This window comes from Mesorhizobium sp. M0185 (genome assembly GCF_040322175.1).
In the GTDB taxonomy this organism is placed as follows: Bacteria; Pseudomonadota; Alphaproteobacteria; order Rhizobiales; family Rhizobiaceae; genus Mesorhizobium.
Genome location: NZ_JAMYSY010000048.1, coordinates 1 through 19,041, shown reverse-complemented (window position 1 = coordinate 19,041; position 19,041 = coordinate 1). Strand labels below are relative to the sequence as shown.

Annotated in this window: 19 protein-coding genes and 1 pseudogene; 12 read left to right on the top strand and 8 right to left on the bottom strand. The window is 60.1% G+C overall.

Annotated features, from left to right (window positions below):
- Positions 1 to 43: 43 nt before the first annotated feature.
- Positions 44 to 559, bottom strand: coding sequence for a helix-turn-helix domain-containing protein (locus NKJ20_RS27415; protein ID WP_352748340.1), 516 nt, complete (start codon positions 557 to 559; stop codon positions 44 to 46).
- Positions 560 to 656: 97 nt separating this feature from the next.
- Here NKJ20_RS27415 and NKJ20_RS27410 point away from each other — a divergent pair, with 97 nt between their 5' ends.
- The 4 genes from NKJ20_RS27410 (at position 657) to NKJ20_RS27395 (ending at position 5,433) form a co-directional block, all read left to right on the top strand.
- A complete protein-coding gene (locus NKJ20_RS27410; RefSeq protein ID WP_352748338.1) occupies positions 657 to 1,256 on the top strand; it encodes a hypothetical protein in 600 nt (199 codons plus the stop codon).
- 56 nt (positions 1,257 to 1,312) lie between these two features.
- Positions 1,313 to 1,771 carry a hypothetical protein gene (locus NKJ20_RS27405; protein ID WP_352748336.1) on the top strand — a complete coding sequence of 153 codons (459 nt, stop codon included), beginning with the start codon at positions 1,313 to 1,315 and terminating at the stop codon, positions 1,769 to 1,771.
- A 460-nt stretch (positions 1,772 to 2,231) separates the two neighbouring features.
- Positions 2,232 to 2,912 (top strand): MBL fold metallo-hydrolase, encoded by a 681-nt coding sequence (locus tag NKJ20_RS27400; protein WP_352453114.1) that lies wholly within the window; start codon positions 2,232 to 2,234, stop codon positions 2,910 to 2,912.
- 244 nt (positions 2,913 to 3,156) lie between these two features.
- Positions 3,157 to 5,433: a hybrid sensor histidine kinase/response regulator gene (locus NKJ20_RS27395; protein WP_502902836.1), complete on the top strand. Its 2,277-nt coding sequence runs from the start codon at positions 3,157 to 3,159 to the stop codon at positions 5,431 to 5,433.
- Positions 5,434 to 6,004: 571 nt separating this feature from the next.
- Here the strand turns inward: NKJ20_RS27395 and NKJ20_RS27390 are convergent.
- From NKJ20_RS27390 to NKJ20_RS27365, 6 genes and pseudogenes are all read right to left on the bottom strand, one after another.
- Positions 6,005 to 6,819, bottom strand: a pseudogene (locus NKJ20_RS27390) (transglutaminase-like domain-containing protein).
- A gap of 23 nt (positions 6,820 to 6,842) precedes the next feature.
- Positions 6,843 to 7,118: a DUF1488 family protein gene (locus tag NKJ20_RS27385; RefSeq protein ID WP_352453111.1), complete on the bottom strand. Its 276-nt coding sequence runs from the start codon at positions 7,116 to 7,118 to the stop codon at positions 6,843 to 6,845.
- Positions 7,115 to 7,444, bottom strand: coding sequence for a hypothetical protein (locus NKJ20_RS27380; RefSeq protein WP_352453110.1), 330 nt, complete (start codon positions 7,442 to 7,444; stop codon positions 7,115 to 7,117). The genes NKJ20_RS27385 and NKJ20_RS27380 overlap by 4 nt, the downstream gene beginning before the upstream one ends.
- A complete protein-coding gene (locus NKJ20_RS27375) occupies positions 7,441 to 7,683 on the bottom strand; it encodes a hypothetical protein (RefSeq protein WP_352453109.1) in 243 nt (80 codons plus the stop codon). The genes NKJ20_RS27380 and NKJ20_RS27375 overlap by 4 nt, the downstream gene beginning before the upstream one ends.
- A gap of 104 nt (positions 7,684 to 7,787) precedes the next feature.
- Positions 7,788 to 8,138, bottom strand: a complete 351-nt coding sequence (locus NKJ20_RS27370) for a hypothetical protein (RefSeq protein ID WP_352453108.1) — start codon at positions 8,136 to 8,138, stop codon at positions 7,788 to 7,790.
- Positions 8,135 to 8,398 carry a hypothetical protein gene (locus NKJ20_RS27365; protein WP_352748331.1) on the bottom strand — a complete coding sequence of 88 codons (264 nt, stop codon included), beginning with the start codon at positions 8,396 to 8,398 and terminating at the stop codon, positions 8,135 to 8,137. The genes NKJ20_RS27370 and NKJ20_RS27365 overlap by 4 nt, the downstream gene beginning before the upstream one ends.
- A gap of 479 nt (positions 8,399 to 8,877) precedes the next feature.
- Between NKJ20_RS27365 and NKJ20_RS27360 the strand changes: the two genes are divergently transcribed.
- From NKJ20_RS27360 to NKJ20_RS27320, 8 genes are all read left to right on the top strand, one after another.
- Positions 8,878 to 9,192 (top strand): co-chaperone GroES, encoded by a 315-nt coding sequence (locus NKJ20_RS27360; protein WP_352453106.1) that lies wholly within the window; start codon positions 8,878 to 8,880, stop codon positions 9,190 to 9,192.
- Between the two features lie 52 nt (positions 9,193 to 9,244).
- Positions 9,245 to 10,879, top strand: coding sequence for a chaperonin GroEL (gene groL / locus NKJ20_RS27355; RefSeq protein ID WP_352748328.1), 1,635 nt, complete (start codon positions 9,245 to 9,247; stop codon positions 10,877 to 10,879).
- Positions 10,880 to 10,949: 70 nt separating this feature from the next.
- Positions 10,950 to 11,342 carry a hypothetical protein gene (locus tag NKJ20_RS27350; protein ID WP_352453105.1) on the top strand — a complete coding sequence of 131 codons (393 nt, stop codon included), beginning with the start codon at positions 10,950 to 10,952 and terminating at the stop codon, positions 11,340 to 11,342.
- Positions 11,343 to 11,397: 55 nt separating this feature from the next.
- Positions 11,398 to 11,565, top strand: a complete 168-nt coding sequence (locus tag NKJ20_RS27345) for a hypothetical protein (RefSeq protein WP_352453104.1) — start codon at positions 11,398 to 11,400, stop codon at positions 11,563 to 11,565.
- A 68-nt stretch (positions 11,566 to 11,633) separates the two neighbouring features.
- Positions 11,634 to 11,882, top strand: coding sequence for a DUF6894 family protein (locus tag NKJ20_RS34215; protein ID WP_502894985.1), 249 nt, complete (start codon positions 11,634 to 11,636; stop codon positions 11,880 to 11,882).
- Positions 11,883 to 12,356: 474 nt separating this feature from the next.
- On the top strand, positions 12,357 to 12,620 hold the full coding sequence (locus NKJ20_RS27340) for a hypothetical protein (protein WP_352453103.1): 264 nt from the start codon (positions 12,357 to 12,359) through the stop codon (positions 12,618 to 12,620).
- Positions 12,621 to 13,100: 480 nt separating this feature from the next.
- The gene (locus NKJ20_RS27335; RefSeq protein WP_352748324.1) at positions 13,101 to 14,423 is read left to right on the top strand and encodes a glucoamylase family protein; all 1,323 of its coding nucleotides are present in this window, start codon (positions 13,101 to 13,103) and stop codon (positions 14,421 to 14,423) included.
- Between the two features lie 2,345 nt (positions 14,424 to 16,768).
- Positions 16,769 to 18,514, top strand: a complete 1,746-nt coding sequence (locus tag NKJ20_RS27320) for an adenylate/guanylate cyclase domain-containing protein (RefSeq protein WP_352748322.1) — start codon at positions 16,769 to 16,771, stop codon at positions 18,512 to 18,514.
- A gap of 231 nt (positions 18,515 to 18,745) precedes the next feature.
- Here NKJ20_RS27320 and NKJ20_RS27315 read toward each other — a convergent pair.
- On the bottom strand, positions 18,746 to 19,041 hold a 296-nt coding region (locus NKJ20_RS27315; RefSeq protein WP_352748320.1), incomplete at its 5' end, for a hypothetical protein.

Below are 19,041 nucleotides of genomic sequence, written 5' to 3'. Positions count from 1 at the left end.
TTAGGCGTGCCTGCGCGTCCGGCTGCAGCCAATAACACGTAGATCAGGTTGGTGGGACCTTATCCCAAAATAGGAACGTCCGTGGATCAAGCTTCAACGCCTTGGCGATCGCGGCAATCGTGTCCACGCTGATGTTGCCGCTCGCGCGCTCCAGTTTCATGAATGTCGCCTCCGCCACGCCGATCAGCTTCGCCATCTCATAGCGGAGCATATCGCGTCGTTGCCGCTCCATGTCGATGATGTGTGCAAGGCGCTTGCGGATCGCAGTTTCGTCCAGCTGATGCACCCATTCGGGGAGTTTTTTCCCGCCGGAGAGCAGTTCTGCGACAGACACTTGCAGGCCGTTTGCCATGATCTGCAGCGTCGTCAATGTGACATTATTTTTCTGCCGAACGGTCTGGATGTAAGTTCGGTAAGCGAGCCCTTCGCCTTCAGGGGTGCGAAACAGCTCGGCCATGTGCATATGGGATAGGCCACGTTTGGCTCTCTCCCGCTCAAGCGTCAGGGCAATGTTGGCACGCAACGGGTTGTTGACCGCGCCCGCGTCGTCTCGTTTCATAAATCGGTGTAGTCGCACAAACCTGCCTTTTCGATCTGTCCTTTTTCGCGCGGATCATCCATAGTAAACTATCAAAATCCGCAACGAGGAAAAGGCTATGACCATGCTGAAACATTTCTTGGTGAGTGCCGCCGCCGTCGCGGGCGCCGCGGCTCTCCCATCCCAATCACAGGCATCGGAATGGGGCTGTCAGGTCCTCCTGTGTCTGTCCGGTGATTGGCAGGGCACTCCTTGTTGCCACCCGCCAATCTACAAGTTGATTGCGGCGATGGAAGCCCCGGGTTTTAACTGGCCGACCTGTCCGCAAGCCAACTCCAGCGCCGCGAAATTTGAGAAGTATGAGGATTGTCCGCTTGGCTGGCAAGCAGTTGGTGCCAACTCCGACCGGCCCGGAATGGGGCAAGAACGGAACATCTGCCGCATCAGCTCCGACAGACTCACGTTACCCGTCGTTCTCAAAAACAGCGGGCTCGGCGGACGTGATGGAGACGGATCACGACAGGTCCAAATCGAAATCGAAGGTAAGGTGGTGACGGCAAAAATCCAGACAAGCGGCAACGACAAAGGGCATTCCCTGGGTAATGACCCAACCTACTACACTATCGCTCGACCGATGCGCGGAGAGCCCTGGTTCATCGAGTATGACGACGCGAACGGCATGCGCCAGAAAAGCTGGTTCAATCTCGACATGCCATGAGCCGGGCGATCACGAGGACGAGGCACTATGAGGGTCACAATTCAGGGAGGTTTGTAGTGTTCAAGTCGCTTATCCTGTCGTTTGCTGTCCTGAACACAGCCGCAATGTTGGCGGCGGCTGGTCAGAGCGACAGGCCCCGATCAAGCGTGGACAACCCTATGTGGCCCGCTTCACTGAAATGGGATTGCAAGAGCGCTGCCAAAATCGTGTGTGAGCGTGATGGCAGTTGCTTGGTGGCTGAGGATCACACTGGATTTGTTCTGAACTACGGCAGCAACGAAGTTGAGTTCCCGGCCAGCAATGTCAGGATCAAACGCCACTATCAACAGACCGTTCAGGCAAGCCCTTTGCAGCAGGAAGTTAAAGTCGAACTGGCCGACAATCGCGTTCTTTGGCTGACGGCCGTAGATGCCAGCCGCACTTATTCGGAAGCCTGGGTCGGCGCACTGAGCGAGTTGAAGGGTGGCGCGGTACTGATGGAATCCGAGGGAGTCTATTGCATGCCGCACAAGTGAGTGCACCCAGAGGGCAGGCGAGCGAAGGTTGATGGTCTGACCTGAGGGGCGCCGGACCCCCAGCGTTTCAGAAGAGTTCAGGGGTTTCCGTCCAATTTCATCGGACGATGATGGCCTTAAGTAACATCGATCCGTCGAAAACCGAGACATTGAGGAAATTGTTGCCGCACTGATCGGTAATCTCCGGATACTGTCGTTAAGACCTACAGTAAGCGCACGTGCCAACTTAATAATACCGAGAAATACATTAGTTTATTGTCGAAAGTCGCGTAATCTATCTTATGGAACTGTCGCAAATTCGTCTGCCCAGCGGTTTCTCTGCGACCGGCGCTCGACATATAAGGCCACAACAGCGGCGTCCAAGACGTCCGGCGGAAATCGTCGCGCCAGACGCCATCCTCGCTGAATGGGCACACATTGAGAAGCGGTTGGGCGGCAGCGGCGGCACCATAGAGGCAAAATGCAACTTCCCGCTGATCCAAAGCGAGAACGACCTAATCCTCGTCGACATCGGCGGGGCGGTAAATTCCAGCCAACGGAGGGACAACTGGAAACCGCACTTTCGGCCGCAGGACACAACCCTGCCGCCGTCACCAAGGTGCTGCTCACCCACGCGCATCCAGATCATCTGTGGGGCATGCTAGGTTCCACGGGCAAGCTGCGCTTTCCGAATGCCACCTACTACATCGGCGCAGCGGAGTGGGACTTCTGGATGACCCCGGACTACGCGTCCTCCATGCTCGAAGTGCTACATCCGTTCGCGCAAGGCTCGCAACGGGATCTTTCCGCGATCCGCGAGCGTGTAATGACCGTGAAGGATAAGGACGAAGTCTTACCGGGTATTCATGCGATAGCCACGCCGGGACATACTCCCGGACATTTCTCCTATGCGCTTACCGGATCTGAGACGCTTGTCGTGACCGGAGACGTCGTTACCAACGAGATCGTTTCGTTCGAGCATCCGGCCTGGCGCTTCGGCAATGACACCGACAAGCAAGCCGCTATCGCCAGTCGCCAACGCTTTGTCGACCGGTCGGCGACAGATCGCTTCCGGCTCCTTGGCTACCATTTCGCCTATCCTGGCCTTGGCGCGGTCGAGAGAATCGGCAGTGCATTTCGTTTTGTCGCGAATGCGCAATGAAGGCGATCAACTTTCGGAAGGCTCCTGAAGTCCTGGCGCTTACATCGTCGTTCCCGAAGGTCTGCATTCCGGCGTGTAACCAAACGTCGGCAACTAGCGCTCCTTCTCCTGCTGGTGCAAGCGTTTCCCCACCCCCGCACCGTACTGCGGTCGGATTCAGGCATCTTGCCGGAACTCACGATAATCGTCATCCTTGCCAGCCCGACGGCCAGCGTTCCGACCGGTCGTCACGGAGTGCCCGCCCTTGCAAGAAGACGACGCCGGAAACGCATTCCAAGAGGCGATCCTCGCTTCGGTGGTTCGCTCATCGCTCGACTGCGTGATCGTCACGGACGAAGCCGGATTGGTTGTGGAATTCAACCCGGCGGCCGAGGAGACCTTCGGCTATTCGCGCGCTGAAGCGGTCGGCAGACAGATCTCGGAGCTCATCGTCCCGCCGCATCTGCGCAAGGCGCACGCAGATGGGCTTGCGGCCTATCTTGCGGGTGGCGTCCCGCTGTTGCTTGGGCGTCGCACAGAGCAGACTGCCATGCGAGCGAACGGCACCGAGTTTCCGGTGGAACTCACGATCACCGAAGCCCGGAGCGGCAAACGTCGCTTCTTCACGGCGAGCTTGCGCGACCTGTCGCAGCGCCAGGCTGCCGACGCCGCTCTGCGTGCCAGCGAAGCCCGATTGGCGGCGTTTATGAAGCATGCTCCCGTAGGCATGTACCTGAAGGATACCGACGGTCGCTATCTGGTCGCCAATCCGGAAATGGGAAAGGTCTTCGGCCGGCCGGCCGAGAGCGCAATCGGATTAAGCGCGGCCGACATTTTCGGGCCCCAGGAAGCCGCGATGATCGCGGAAAACGATCGCCGCGTCCTGGAATCAGGACAGGCGATTGCAATTGAGGAATTCCTAAGCAACGCGGCCGACTATGCCTGGAGCCTTGTCGTCCGCTTTCCCGTTCTGGGAGCCGATCAGCAGCAGGCGCGCATCGGCGGCTTCGATATCGACATAACCGAGCAGAAGCGCGCAGCCGAGCGCCTGCAGCAAAGCGAGCGGCGCTTCCGAGACCTCACTCACTATCATCCGGTTCCGGTCGTTTTCATAGACTCGCGAACGAGGCAGCTGATTAACGCCAATCCCGCCTTCCGCGAGATCATGGGCATAGGCCCGGAGGACGAGGACAGCTTGCGGCAGCACCGCTGGTTCGCCACACGGGAAGACTATCGGCGCCTCAAAGCGCTGTCACGTCAGCAGCCGCGCGCCGACGGCGTGGAGGCTCAACTTCGGCGTCTGGGCGGCTCCATGTTTCCCGTGTCGCTGAGTTGGCGCCACATCGAGATGGACGACCGACCGGTGATCGTCGGCAGCATTCTTGATCTCACCGCAACCAAGGCGGCTGAAGCCGAACTGGCGCGGTCGCGCGAGGCATTGGCTCAGAGCGAGCGCCTCAACGCACTTGGTTCGCTGCTTGCCGGCGTTTCGCACGAACTCAACAACCCCTTGGCGGTCGTCGTCGCGCAGGCCCAGTTGCTGGAAGAATTTCTAGGCGGAACCGCCCACGCACAGCGGGCCGGCAAGATCAGACTCGCCGCCGAGCGCTGCGCGCGCATCGTGAAGACCTTCCTGGCAATGGCGCGACAACGCCAGCCGGAGCGCCGCAGTATCGACGTCAACGATCTGATCCGCGCAGTTCTCGACATCGCCGGCTACGGTTTGCGCACGGCAGGCATCGAGGTGCAATGCCGGCTCGCCGAGGGCCTGCCGCCTCTGGAAGTCGACCCTGACCAGATGCATCAGGTGTTCTACAACCTGATCGTCAACGCGCAACACGCCCTGCAGGAGATACCGGCACCGCGGCGGATCGAGATCGAAACGTCGCTTGAAGGCAATGACCTCCAGATCGTGATCGCCGACAATGGCCCCGGTGTGCCCGCCGAGATCCGGAATCGCGTTTTCGATCCGTTTTTTACCACCAAGGCTCAGGGTGCGGGCACCGGGATCGGGCTCGCTTTCTCGCTCAGCGTGGTGCAGTCGCACAATGGACGGCTGGCCCTGCTTGACCGTGCGGACGGCGCGCATTTCCGGTTGCTGTTGCCGGTGGAGGCCTGCACTTCGTCAGATTCAGTCGAAGGTGTTGCGGCGCACTCGGTCGCGGGCATCGGTTGCACCGCCCTTGTGGTCGATGACGAGCGGGAGGTTGGGGAAACGATGGCAGAACTACTAGAGGCTGAAGGTTTTGCCGTCAGGATCGTCGAGGACGGCGCCGGCGCCAAGGCAGCGCTGATGAGTGCTGTTTTCGATGTGATCTTTTGCGATCTGCGGATGCCGAACATCGACGGCCCCGCCTTGTTCGATTGGGCCTGTCAGGCAATCCCGGGCATAGCGGAGCGATTCGTTTTCGTTACCGGCGACACGCTCGGCGGCGCTGCGGCGCGCTTCCTTGAACGGGCCGGTCGACCAGTTGTCGAGAAGCCGTTTTCGCGCGATTCTATCCGCCGGGCACTAAGCTCGTTGGCAGACGTTCCGCGCTAGCCAACGACCCTCTTTGCGCGCTGGCGCCTTCGGACAACACCGCAGCGTCAGCGAACACGCATCGCAGTCCAGCTTGCTCGCGCAATACCGCATAAAACCTTTTTCTTCGACACTGCGTTGGCGCATGGGCTCGGATTATATCGCGATGGAGCGTCCTACGTCTCAATCGGGTCGATTCAAGCCGTAGCGCGAAGCTCAGGTTTGGAGAAGCGCCGGGAATGGCAGCTCCTGGCGCTACCCGGGCGGCGGGCGATTCAGCTGCTCTGAAGGCCGAGGTGAGCGTCAAAGGGCCGACTCGGGTCAGTGCTTGCCTTAGAAGTCCTCCGAACGAAGGGCAGAGAAGGGTCGGAACGTTGCCATTCGTCTCATCGATGGGAACGAGCAAGTGGCGCCATTTGCTGACCTCCGCGCTACAAGCGCGGAAAGTCGGGTTTGGGGCCGTCACCAGTCATGGGTTTCGGCTTTCGGGAGGAGGAAATCTCAGCCAAGCCCCTTTTCGAAATCGTTCTATCGAGTGAGGTTATCCTCTCACTTGATATCGATCCCCAGGTCTCATCCACGACGCTTCGAGTCATTGCAAATCCGGCACCACTTCATAGGTCCAAACTCGAAACGCCTTCAGGACGTGCGGGCCGAAGGAATTGATGAGCGGTATGTCGGCCGCATCTCGGCCGCGTGCGACTACTATCCTGCCGATCCGCGGCGTGTTGTTGCGCGGATCGAAGGTATGCCATTCGCCATCGAGGAATACCTCTATCCAAGCGCTGAAGTCCATCGGATCGACGACCGGGACGCCGATGTCACCGAGATGACCGTTGATGTAGCGGGCGGGGATGTTAAGGCAGCGGCAAAAGGTCACCGCGAGATGCGCGAAGTCGCGACAGACGCCGATGCGTTCGTTGAATGCCTCGAAAGCTGTCCGGGTCGACCGGGCCTGCATGTAGTCGAAGCGTATGTGGTTGTGGACGAAGTCGCAGATCGCCTGCACGCGACCCCACCCGGGCGGGATCGTGCCGAACAGGTCCCACGCAATCTGGCTGAGACGGTCGGTTTCGCAATAGCGGCTGCCCATGAGGTAGACGAGACAGTCGTCCGGCAATTCCGCCACCGCGAGTTCCCGTGCGTTGGGCAGCACCCTGTCCAACTTGCCGTCATCCTCGATCGTCGCATCGCCCCACATCGTCAGGTCGCCGGCCGGCGCGACCAGCCGGCGACATCGGTTGCCGAAGAGATCGCGTAGGTCGATACCGGAACGTCGGGGGCGGTGAATGTCGTTTCTGGAACCCTGATGTCGGCCGCACGATCTTCGTGGACCGACAGGAGACATACCAATGCGGTCGGCTGCTGGCAGGTCAGCGTGATTTCATAGCCATAGCGGATCAGCATGAGGATACTCGCTCCTGATCCGACTACCGGAAATCGGCGGCCGTTAAAATATAGAATTCGCGACGTCGGTGAGAATAAGCCTTGCGCGCTGCGTCGTAGATGGACGTGCGCATTGAATCGAACGCGGCGAGGCACTTCGCCTCCGATGGCGCTGTCCCACGTAACTCCGCGCCCGATTTCTCCAGTGCAGCGGCCTCCACCAGGAATCGCACTTGGGACATGCCGTCATGGCCGCTGAAGCGGACGACGTTCTGCTCATCATCGAAGCTGCGGCTCGGGTTTGGAAAGGACAGTGTCATGACCGGCATCCCATCGCTTCGCCCGACGCATCCCGGGCGAGTGCCGGCAGGCTGATGGGCTGTTTGCGGCATTCGGCGTTGCGAATATTGAGAGACATCATCCTGCTTGTGGCCTGTGACCTGTCTAGGCCAGTCAAGTCATCGTTGCCGACACGCGCCGTAACGCCCGTGAAGACATGATAGACCGTCCAGGACCTATCCGCTTCGATACGACGACCGTATTGGTGGTCCGTGAAATCATTGCCCGGTGCGCCGCCCTCATTTTCCCAGATGGCGATCGCGACACTATTGCGTCGCAGCTCGGTTTGATTGTTTTGACCGTTCATGATTGTTGCCTTTCGTCATTGGCCGCTTCAGCGTTAGTGACGCCAGAATAGAGTGTCGCGCCGTTGGCGTCGGTGATCGTCATGGCGTCTGGTCGCTGCGGCATGTCGAGGGTTTGCGAAAGCAGCCGCGCAATCTCGATCGCGTCACTGGTATTCACCGCTTCCTTCGTTTCGCGGCCGACGACGGCATGAGCGTCGTCCGCGTTTCGGGTGCGGTAGAATTCGATCACGATCTTCATCACTGACCGGACCCGTTCCGAACGAGCGCCATGGCTGTCAGCTCTTGCCCTTGCCACGTGGGGCATTGGCCTCGGCCTGCTTACTCTGCGCGCCGAATGCGCCTTCAGGTTTCGGCGGTGCTTTCACCTGTTTCGGCTTTCTGATCTCGCGGCTGCTGCGTTTCTGTCCCTTGGCCATTGCCGAACGTCCTTTTTATGAGTGTTGCGCCATCCGGTTGATCCGGGCCTAGCGGTTCCAAGCGGTCTTGGGTCGCAACCCGTTCATGGCGCTCGTCGTCATTGCGAAGGCGGTATTGAAACGAGTTGTCGCGCGGAGGTAGCGTTGCGGTGATCCGGTATATATCCCCAAGCTTGGGCGACGTTTGGAACCCGCCCTTCAGCCGGACGCACTGCCCAATCGAAAAAAGATGTTTTGCAGCGTCGCGCGGGGTTGCACGGCGGGATGGTGCCATCATGATTGTTCAAGGTCCTTTGCGAGGGCGGCTTCCAGGTCCGCTGGATTGATCGGCACCATCTGCTGCGTCGGAGCCTGCGTGGCGACCGCCGGCAGGTGCATGAAAGCGCCGACTCGTCGCCAGGCAAGCCGGGAGGTGCCCTCTACCAGCTCCTCGTCGTGGTCGACGCGGTAGTCTCCCGCCGGTTGCGGCGCGTCAAAACCCGGCAAGCGGAAATCCGATGAAAAGTGAACGACAGTTTGCGTGGTGCGGCTGGTCATATTGCAGGCCTCCGCAGGAGCACGCGGATGCGCCTCCTGCATCATTCCCGCTCGAACCGGACGACCCCGATGCTGCCAGTACATCCGTGGTCAGCGCCAGGGTCCAATCCAGATCGAACAGAGCGAAGTGCGCGCCGGATCGGCGGTATGCATTCACTGTCGAGATTCGGGGTGCATGGCGGGTCTAGGTCTCTGACACCGCGAAAGCCAATCGGCCAAAATCAACGCACTCTATATATGCTCCTCAATCGAGCTGCGAACAAGGCGCGAGCACTTTTAAATTTGGGTACTTTCGCGTAACGGCAAAAGGAGAGGCTAAGCCAACTACCTTTACACGGAAATAATTAGACAGCCACCAATTTATATTTTCCTGTTTCCAGGCTATCAGGTTTTATTTTTGGCACTCCTATCATTCGAGTGCCAAAGGGCCTAATACAAAGGCGCGGCCCACCTATGCGCCGGCCGCAGAAAGAATCCCAATGAAATTCCGGCCACTTCACGACCGCGTCGTCATCCGACGCGCCGAAGGCGATATCAAATCCAAGGGCGGGATCATCATTCCCGACAATGCCAAGGAAAAGCCGCAGGAAGGCGAGGTGATTGCCGTCGGTCCGGGCTCGCGCGACGAAAGCGGCAAGCTGATCCCTCTCGACGTGAGGGCTGGCGACGCCGTCATGTTCGGCAAATGGTCGGGAACCGAGGTCAAGATCGACGGCGAAGATCTCCTTATCATGAAGGAGACCGACATCATGGGCATCATCGACAAGGCCAAAGCGGCCAAGAAAGCTGCCTGACCGAGCGATTTTCCCGCTCTCCTCATTTCAAGACTGAACTGGACGAAAAATCATGTCTGCCAAGGAAATCAAATTCGCAACCGACGCTCGTGACCGCATGCTGCGCGGGGTCGAAATCCTGAACAACGCCGTCAAGGTAACGCTCGGTCCCAAGGGCCGCAATGTCATCATCGACAAGGCCTATGGCCCGCCGCGCATCACCAAGGACGGCGTCACCGTCGCCAAGGAGATCGAGCTTTCCGACAAGTTCGAGAATATGGGCGCGCAAATGGTGCGCGAAGTGGCCTCGAAGACCAATGACCTGGCCGGGGACGGCACCACGACCGCAACTGTGCTTGCCGCCTCCATTCTTCGCGAAGGTGCAAAGCTTGTTGCCGCCGGCATGAACCCGATGGATTTGAAGCGCGGCATCGACCTTGCCGTAGCCGCCGTCGTGAAGGACATCCAGGCCCGGTCCAAAAAGGTGAAATCATCGGAGGAGATCGCCCAAGTCGGCACGATTGCCGCCAATGGCGACGCGTCCGTCGGTGCGATGATCGCCGAGGCGATGAAGAAGGTTGGCAATGAAGGTGTAATCACAGTCGAGGAAGCCAAGACGGCCGAGACTGAACTCGAGGTGGTCGAGGGCATGCAGTTCGATCGCGGCTATCTCTCTCCCTACTTCGTTACCAACCCAGAGAAGATGCGCGTGGAACTGGAGGATCCGTACATACTCCTGCACGAGAAGAAACTCGGCAATCTGCAGGCCATGCTGCCGATCCTCGAGGCCGTGGTGCAGAGCGGCAAGCCGCTGCTGATCCTCTCCGAGGACGTCGAAGGCGAAGCGCTGGCGACCTTGGTCGTCAACAAGCTGCGCGGCGGCCTGAAGGTCGCGGCGGTCAAAGCCCCAGGCTTCGGCGACCGCCGCAAGGCTATGCTGGAAGACATCGCCGTTCTGACGCAAGGACAGCTGATCTCGGAAGATCTCGGCATCAAACTCGAAAATGTCACCATCGACATGCTCGGCCGAGCCAAGCGCGTAGTCATCGAAAAGGACACGACGACGGTGATCGACGGCTCCGGCGAAAAGCAGGCGATCGCCGGCCGCATCCAGCAGATCAAAGCGCAGATCGAGGAGACCACCTCGGACTACGACAAGGAGAAGCTGCAGGAGCGGCTGGCGAAGCTTGCCGGCGGTGTTGCCGTCATTCGCGTCGGCGGCGCGACCGAGACCGAAGTCAAGGAAAAGAAGGATCGCATCGATGATGCGCTGAACGCCACCCGCGCCGCTGTGGAAGAGGGCATCGTGGCAGGCGGCGGCGTAGCGCTTCTTCGTGCCACGGCAACCTTGGCCGGGCTTACCGGAACCAATGCCGACGTGACGGCGGGTATTTCGATTGTCTTGAAAGCACTCGAAGCACCGATCCGGCAGATCGCCGAGAACGCTGGCTTTGAAGGTTCGGTCGTCGTCGGCAAGTTGGCCGGCGGCAAGAACCCCAGCGAGGGATTTGATGCCCAGACCGAAACCTATGTCGACATGATCAAGGCCGGCATCATCGATCCCGCCAAGGTTGTCCGCACCGCTCTGCAGGACGCGGGCTCCATCGCCGCGCTTCTGATTACCGCCGAAGCCATGATTGCGGATGTTCCGCCGAAGGATGCAGCCGCTGCGGGCAATGGCGGCGGCATGGGTGGAATGGGACACTAAGCAGCGGCTGAATGCCCGGCGGCTGGCGGCCGGGCGCAATCCAGAACAACACTCAAGGAGGAGAACTTACATGGCCATGCAGACCAATACCAAGCAATCGCTCGCCCAGCGCTGGGAAGCCTATCAGCCATCCAAATCGGCGCTCGTCTGGGCGTGCGCTGCGACGGCTGTCGCAACGATGATCGTCGGCTTCAGCTGGGGCGGGTGGGTCACGGGCGGCACGTCGCTAGCACAGGCAAAGGCCGCCGGCGACTCGGCGCGCAGCGAATTGGCCTCAGTCATCTGCATCGACAAGTTCAATGCGTCTCCGGATAAGTCGGCGCAACTCACCGCATTGAACGCAATCTCCGACAGCTACAAGCGGCGGCTGTTCGTGGAGGCAGGAGGCTGGGCGACGATGCCTGGTCAGACGTCTCCCGACAGGCGCGCCGCCGAAGGCTGCGCTGCAGCACTCGCAGCCTAAGCCACGCAAATGTAATCGTCTTCGGACGTCTTCGCGTCAAACCAGGAACACGATAATGATCTCTTTTGTGAAAAAGACGGACACGACGCCGACGAGCAGGGAAGTCGAAGACAATCGCTTCGAGCAGATCCGCAAGGAGGCCGCGGAACGGCACCGGAAGGCGGATACGGACGGCACCCGTCGCCGTGCTCGCTCGACGGCCGAGGACAACCGGCTTATCTGAGGCGAGCTGGAGCGGCATCGTACAAAATAAGACATGAAACAGGCCGACCTAAGTGTAGTTCGGTCGCCATGGCGCTGTATTATTTCGACGTGCGCGACAATGACCGGCTCTTTCCCGACGATGAGGGGACAAGGCTTGCTGGAAGCCTCAATGCTGCTCGTGCGAAGGCTTTCGCGGCCCTGGCGGACTATGTGAGAGAAATCGCACCACCCGACCGCCGCTGCTGCCTTGCAATCGAGGTTCGCGACGAACACAGCCAACCAATCTTGAAGGCGACAATGACCTTCGAGATCGAGTTATCAGGCCGGCAAATATAGGCGTATGTCAGTTTTATTGCGTCCACGCGATGTAGCGATCGGGCCTACCTCACTAGAACGCCCGGTGCCTTTCAGCGAAATATTCGACCACAACAACTGGCGATGCTCTCTCGAAGTACACATCGCATGCGCCACTGGCAATCTGAGATGCCGGATCGAACGACCTGGGCAGCAGAATGAGAAAACCAGTATCCCGTGCCTTTGGCATCCGGGGACCTCAAACAACCCCACCAAGGCAGTCGCAGCAGGCCACTCGGCTCGCTGGAGCGCCCCGATAAAAGAGTATCTGACGTCGTCGGACCGAACCGCGATGGTCGGGTTTCTGATCAACATTATGGGTTTTAGTTATTATCCTCATCGTGTTCTTCGGATAAACTGCCGACAACCCTGCCGTTTTGAAGTCGATTTCGTCCAAATCTCGGACTCCACTCGCTCCAAATCTAAAGTTGAGAGCGGCCCACAAGGAAACAACACATGTCGGACGCTATCCTTCCGAAGCAGAAGATGCCCAAGCTGGTCGTCGTCATGGCGTTCGACCCTGATGACGACGGCGTGCTTCAGGTTGTATTCGGCCCAGCCGAGCAGCAGAGCGAGGAGCGTGCAATTCGGACAGCGAAGGCGCTGGCACCCAAGCATGCCGGCGTCATCGCCTGGTCGCGAGAAGCCAATCCGGCGCTCGGCGAGTATGGCGAGCCTTCGACCTTGTTCGTCAGCGGAGATGTGCCTGCCATGGAATGAGCGGCGGGATGGTCGGGAACGTCACCCACGCCAGGCTGCTTAGGCGATCGGTGCGGAAGTGCAGCGATGGCACCGATTTTGCGATTCCGATCAAAAACAATCTCGCTGTCATGGGAGGCACATTCTCGAACATGCAGCGGCCAAGCGTTGTGTATTGATGGATTGGGGTTAGGCGGGCATGAAACGAACGATGTACGCAATCGTATGCGTGGCTTTGATCGCTGCGGGCTCGGCGTTGCTCTTTTCGATGTCTCTCGACCCCCCGAATGAACCGTTTGCGGCTAGCAAGTTACAGGACGGCTAAATCTTGGACGCACTCCCGAACTGGCTAGCAATAGCGAGGCAAGATAACCGCAGCCGCTGCGGAACATCCGCACTAGCCAAACGAAGCGCGGGCGAGGCGGTTGGACCTATGGCGGCATTTGACCTGACATGGCACAATGACCGGTGGTCTGTATGCCAATTTCGGGAACCGGCTTGATGATTCCCAGCACGCTCCAAGCCCCTGACCTCCCGGCAAATGTTCTCGAATTTGACGATGACGCGCTGTTGGACATCGTGCAGCGGCATACGGCCCGGTACTTCTGGGAAGGCGCACATCCCATTAGCGGCCTTGCCCGTGATCGACAGAAGACCACCGGTGCTCCGGCCAACGATCTCGTGGCGATCGGCGGCTCTGGCTTCGGCATCATGGCCATCATCGTTGCGGTTGAACGCGGATGGATCGATCGCACGGCGGCGTTAAGCCGATTACAGGGAATGCTGGATTTTCTGGAAAGCTCGCCGCGCTATCAGGGCGTGTTTCCTCATTTCATCAACGGCCGCACTGGTGCGACAATTCCATTCCGTCGCAAGGACGACGGCGCTGATCTGGTCGAAACCACTTTCCTGTTTCAAGGCCTGATTTGCGCCCGCGAGTATTTCGCCGGGATGGCAACCGAGGAGGCGCGCCTTCGCCAGAGCGTAGACGAGCTATTGTCACAGGCCGAATGGAACTGGTTCACGCGCGGGGCTCGGCAACTCATGTGGCACTGGAGCCCCAACCACGGCTGGGCGATGGACAGCCCGATCAGGGGTTGGAACGAATGCCTGCTCACTTTCGTGCTGGCGGCGGGATCAGCGCGCCACTCCATTGATCCGGGCATCTATCACGAAGGCTTTGCTGGTGGACCCGACTTTCGAAACGGGCGCGACCATTACGGGATCGCCCTGCCGTTGGGAATGAATTCTGGTGGTCCGCTCTTCTTTTCGCACTATTCCTTCTGCGGGCTCGATCCGCGAGGCCTAAGCGACCGATATGCCGACTACTGGCAACAGAACCTCTGTCATACGCAGATCAATTATCGGCATTGCGTTCGCAATCCCCATAAACATTTGGGATACAGCCCTGACTGCTGGGGTTTGACCGCGAGCCATGGGCCGCGGGGATACATCGCGAGTGCACCTGACAGGGACTTTGGCGTAATCGCTCCGTCCGCTGCCCTGTCGAGTTTCCCTTATGCCCCGGCCGAAGCGATGCGCGCACTGCGTGGTTTCCTGACCAAGCCTCTAAACCGCATATGGGGCCGGTTCGGCTTTGTCGACGCGTTTTGCGAAGGTCGCAACTGGTACTCCCGAACCTATCTGGCGATCAATCAGGGGCCAATAATCGCTATGATAGAAAACCACCGTACAGGGCTTTTGTGGAGATTGTTCATGGGCGCGCCGGAAGTGCGCTGGGGCTTGGCGAGGCTGGGCTTCTCCACCCAGCATCTGGACAGCATCAACGTCCGCTCAGGGGGTCAAGAGCTGCCGCGGATTTAGTCCATGGGGATGGATTCTTCCCTGAACGATCGCCTGGCAGGTCCACGCGGTTCGCGATGCGCTTGCGCGCCGCCTCGTAGCTCCGGCGCGGAGTGCCAAATGTCAGGGGTAGTCGCGAGATAGTCTAAGCGTTGAGCCTAAACGTTACCATGTAGTCCCAAAGACCATTGCATAGATAGCGGTTCCAATAAACAACACGGTCGACATTCTCATGAATAGCTGAAATGAAAAATAATCTCTCATCGCGGCCTCCTTTGTTTTGTTAATTTTTCTTGGCCAACGTTTGACCATATCACATATGAATGCGCGCTGGTAATTTATTTCCAGAGTTTCTAGAGGAGGTCTCGATCAAGCAGCTGACCGTTTGCAGCCGCAGGTCGAAGTCGGTTTCGTAGATCGCCTGGTTGATTGCCTCTCGCTTCGACGATAGTCGCTGGCCCTTTAATTTTGGGCTGGATCGCACCGTCAGCGCGTGGTGGGCGTCCATGACAGGGTGAGCGTGGTGACACCGGAGGGCACTCCCTATCCGGATCGACCGCGATCTTCTCACGCGAATGGTCGAATCCCGCGGCTGGGCCGGACGACATCGGGCGTTAGCTGCTTTCTGTTTATAGCGTAACATCCGCTACAATCGCGCTCGGCCGAGGCTGCTGCTGTCGCCTACCCTCCCTATTATGCAGCGCGGGCTACCGACCAGCGTCTGTTCTTTGTCGTACTGCCGACATTGGCGTATCGGCCGCCGAAGGTCGCCTCAGGGTCAGATCGCGTCATGCGACGCTCCCAACTGGATGACGGCAAAGGGTCGAACTCGGTCGTTCAGAGTGATTGGGTTTTGGCGGCTAGAGCGGCCCGGCATGAGGTGGTCCGGACTGTGAACGAGGGGTGTCGGCAGAGCGCGTCTCATAGGGGGCCCACAAGCCAGTGCCACCCCCCGCCGACAAACCCCGGCGGGCGGGTGCCTCGGGGACACGATGGTAGATTGCCAATGCGTTCGCGCGTGTGGCCTTAAGTCGCAAACTATTGGCTTCAGAAGCAGGACGTCGGGCTTCATTGACGGTGCTACCAACACCATATGGTGATCCATAGCCCTCCAAAACGAGACAAGCTCGCCCCGACGGGTCGCACTGCGGCCGTCAGCCGGCAATTGCCATGAACTAGGAAACCATCATGCCTGAAAATATCAGATTAACTTCGAGAGATGTCCCCCTCATTCAGCTAGGCCTCTATCAGTGCCGCTTCCCGGTGAGCGAAGACCCGTCAGTACCCGGCGGTTATCGTTTTTGTGCTGGGCCAACTTCGCCGGATCGCGTCTACTGCGATCACCACCACAATATTGTGACCGCAGTGGACCCTCGTCGAGCCCGTTCGGGTCTTCACCTCGCTCAACGACGCGCCGCGTAAATCTGGCTGGCGGCGGCCTCCCGGCCAGGCGCTATGCGCTCCAAGGCCTTGGCTACGACCATTCCGTCGGCTCGGTCTGGCCCATCCTCCCTTATGCCGTCTTCGCCGATGTATCCCCCGTCGCCCGATTGAGAACGACGACTTCTCGCCGAAGCGATCGCTTCGGAATGCCGTCGTAGTCCGACCAGAAGCTCCGTGTGCTTTTGTAGAGGTCGAGGGTCCAATCCAACGTCTCCGACGGTGATCGTGACCAGGTCGCAACCCCGCAACTTGCTGTCGATCGCGAGATTGAACAGTCAATCTGGTATGCGGTGGGCATGTCGAGGGATGGATGAGTAGCAGTCAACAACGGGCGCCGATTGGCCCGTGCCGAAAAGTCCTGCCAATGCTGCTGCTTCCGCTTCGATGTCGAGCATGCGATATTGATACCTGTCTCAAGCGCGCCGCGAAAGTGGTGTCCGCTTTGGGTCATTCCTTCGCCTCCAGCAGGATTCGGTACTCGGGCGGCGCCTTCAGCAAGGAGTCGATAGCGCCACTTGCCAACCTCAGCACCTCTAAGCGCGAACGTCTGGTGTGATGCCCGATGCGCGAGTTCGTAGGGCATCTCGCTGTTACATCGCGGTGACAAAAGCACCGCCACGGTGGCATCAACCGGTTACGCAGGGCAGGAAATATCTCCGGCCTTCTGGGAGTGGCGTGTCAGCGTCTCTACAGGCTGCGTGGGCGTGTCGTCGCTTGGCTGTTAGCGCGGCGACTGGAACGCTCCACGCCTCGCAAGCGGGATAGCGAAATCTCGTGAAGGCAAGGTCGAGCTGCGTTCTGCGTTCTGAATCGTCGACGGGCGGCGACTGGGAGAGATGGATACCATGCACACGGGGAGTCAGGAAGTTGGCAGGACATGGACGCGGGGCGGCCCGCGTGCAGGCGCTTGGCTGAGTGGTGCAATGGCCACGCAGCGCCACCTCGCAGCGATCCTGGCTTGCGACGTGGTCGGCTATTCGCGCCTGACGGAGCGGGACGAGCGCGGCACGCTCGAGCGGCTGAAGATCTACCGCAAGGACCTCCTCGAACCGCTGGTCTCTGAGCACCGGGGTCGGATCGTCAAGCTCACCGGCGACGGCATGTTGTGTGAGTTCGCGAGCGTCGTCAACGCGGTGGCCTCGGCGATGGCGATCCAGCAGGCCCTGGCAGAACACGAGGCGGAGATGCCCGAGGAAGAGCGGATTCGCTTGCGCATCGGCGTCAATCTCGGCGACGTGGTCTGCGAGGACGACGGCGACCTCTACGGCGACGGGGTCAACATCGCCGCCCGCCTCGACAGCATCGCCGATCCCGGCACCGTGGTCGTCTCGGGCACCGCGTACGACCACCTTCAGGGCAAGCTCGACTGCGGCTTCACGCCGCTCGGCAACCTGCGCCTCAAGAACATCGAGCGGCCTGTGCGCGCCTACCGCGTCGAGAGCGACGCCAGCGCCTCGGTGGCTGCACCGCCTCCCTTGCCCGAGAAACCCTCGATCGCGGTTCTGCCTTTCACAAACATGAGCGGCGATCCCGACCAGGAATACTTCGCCGACGGGCTGGTGGAGGACATCATCACGGGATTGAGCCGGGTGAACTCCTTCTTCGTGATCGCCCGCAACTCGTCGTTCACCTACAAGGGCCGGGCGGTTGACCTGCGCCAGGTCGGGCGCGAGCTGGGCGTCCGCTACGTGCTAGAAGGCAGCATCCGCAGAGCAGGATCGCGGGTGCGCATCAGTGGGCAGTTGGTGGACGCGATCAGCGGGCACCATGTCTGGACCAACCGCTTCGAGGGCGACGTGAGCGACATCTTCGACCTGCAGGACAAAGTGACCGAGAGCGTCGTCGGCGCAGTCGAACCGAGCATCCGGCTGCAAGAGATCAAACAGGCGCGCATGAAGCCGACCGAGTACATCAGCGCCTACGACCTCTACCTTCGCGCGCTGCCGCGCTTCTACAGCATGACGCGCGAAGGCTTTGCCGACGTGCGCCGGCTCACCAACGAGGCGCTCAGCATCGACCCTGGCTTCATCCTGGCGAAGGCACTCGGCGCCTATATCCGCAGCCTATCCGTGAGCCAGTGCTGGCACGAGCCGGACGATACCCGAGTCGCCGCGCGCATGGCGCGCGAGGTACTGGCGGAAGCGCGCGACGACCCCACGAGCCTACGCTTCGCCGCGCAGGTGCTCGCCTACAGCGCGAAGGACTACGAGGTGGCGCTGGGCGCGATCGAGCGATCCCTGATGCTCAACCCCAATTCGGCGCAGGGCCATATGGGCAGCGGCTGGGTGAACGCACATTCCAGCCGCCCGCTCGTCGCCATCGAGCACTTTCACAGGGCAATGCGGCTGAGCCCGGTCGACCCCGAAAAGGGCATCGCGCTCTCCGGCATCGGGATGAGCTACCTGATGCTCGAGCGCTACGAGGAAGCGCTGGCATGGGGAGAACGTGCGCTGCACGAGATGCCTAACTACGGCTCCTCGCACCGGGTGGTGATCATGGCGCTGATCAAACTCAACCGGCTGGACGAAGCGCAGGCGGCGGCGCGGCGGCTTATGAAGGGGTTCCCGACCTACACGCTCACCCTGCAGAGACAGATCAACCCGTGGCTGGACGAGGTGTTCGCCGAGCGTTACGTCGAGGCGCTGGGCATCTCCGGCGTGCCGGAGTGATCGTCGCGGTTGCAATGCCCGGCGAGGCGACGTTCCCTTGACCCCTTCGCTTCTGGAAGGACAGTTCTCTGGCCGGCTTGTCTGAGGACTGAGCGCGTAGAGCAGCCGTGAACAGCCGGCAAGCTCTCTGTTGGGTTCGCGTCGAACTTCCGGTTTCCACCCCACTGCGACATTCCGACAAAGGCGCTCGTCTCTCCCTTTAGGAGAGCATGACTTTTCCCGCCACCGGCGCTAGCTGCTGCCGTGGTCCCTCACGACTTGGCTGAGGTAGAGCACTGGCCAGGCGCAGCTGGTCGGGGTTGCGCAGCCTGGTCGGGTGCGGTTGAGTTCAAGGGCAAATCCGGCAACGACAACCAGCCGTCGTGACCGACGGCGCCGCGCCTGCTTCCACAGGGCGGCGGCCGCCAGCCGGGATAGTGTGCCGAAGGTTCTGCAAAAAGTTTTGGAGAGAGAACGGCGCTTGCTCTGAGGGGCGAGCGGCCATGGCACGGTGGTGACGTTGCGATCACCGATTCCCGTGGAAGGGG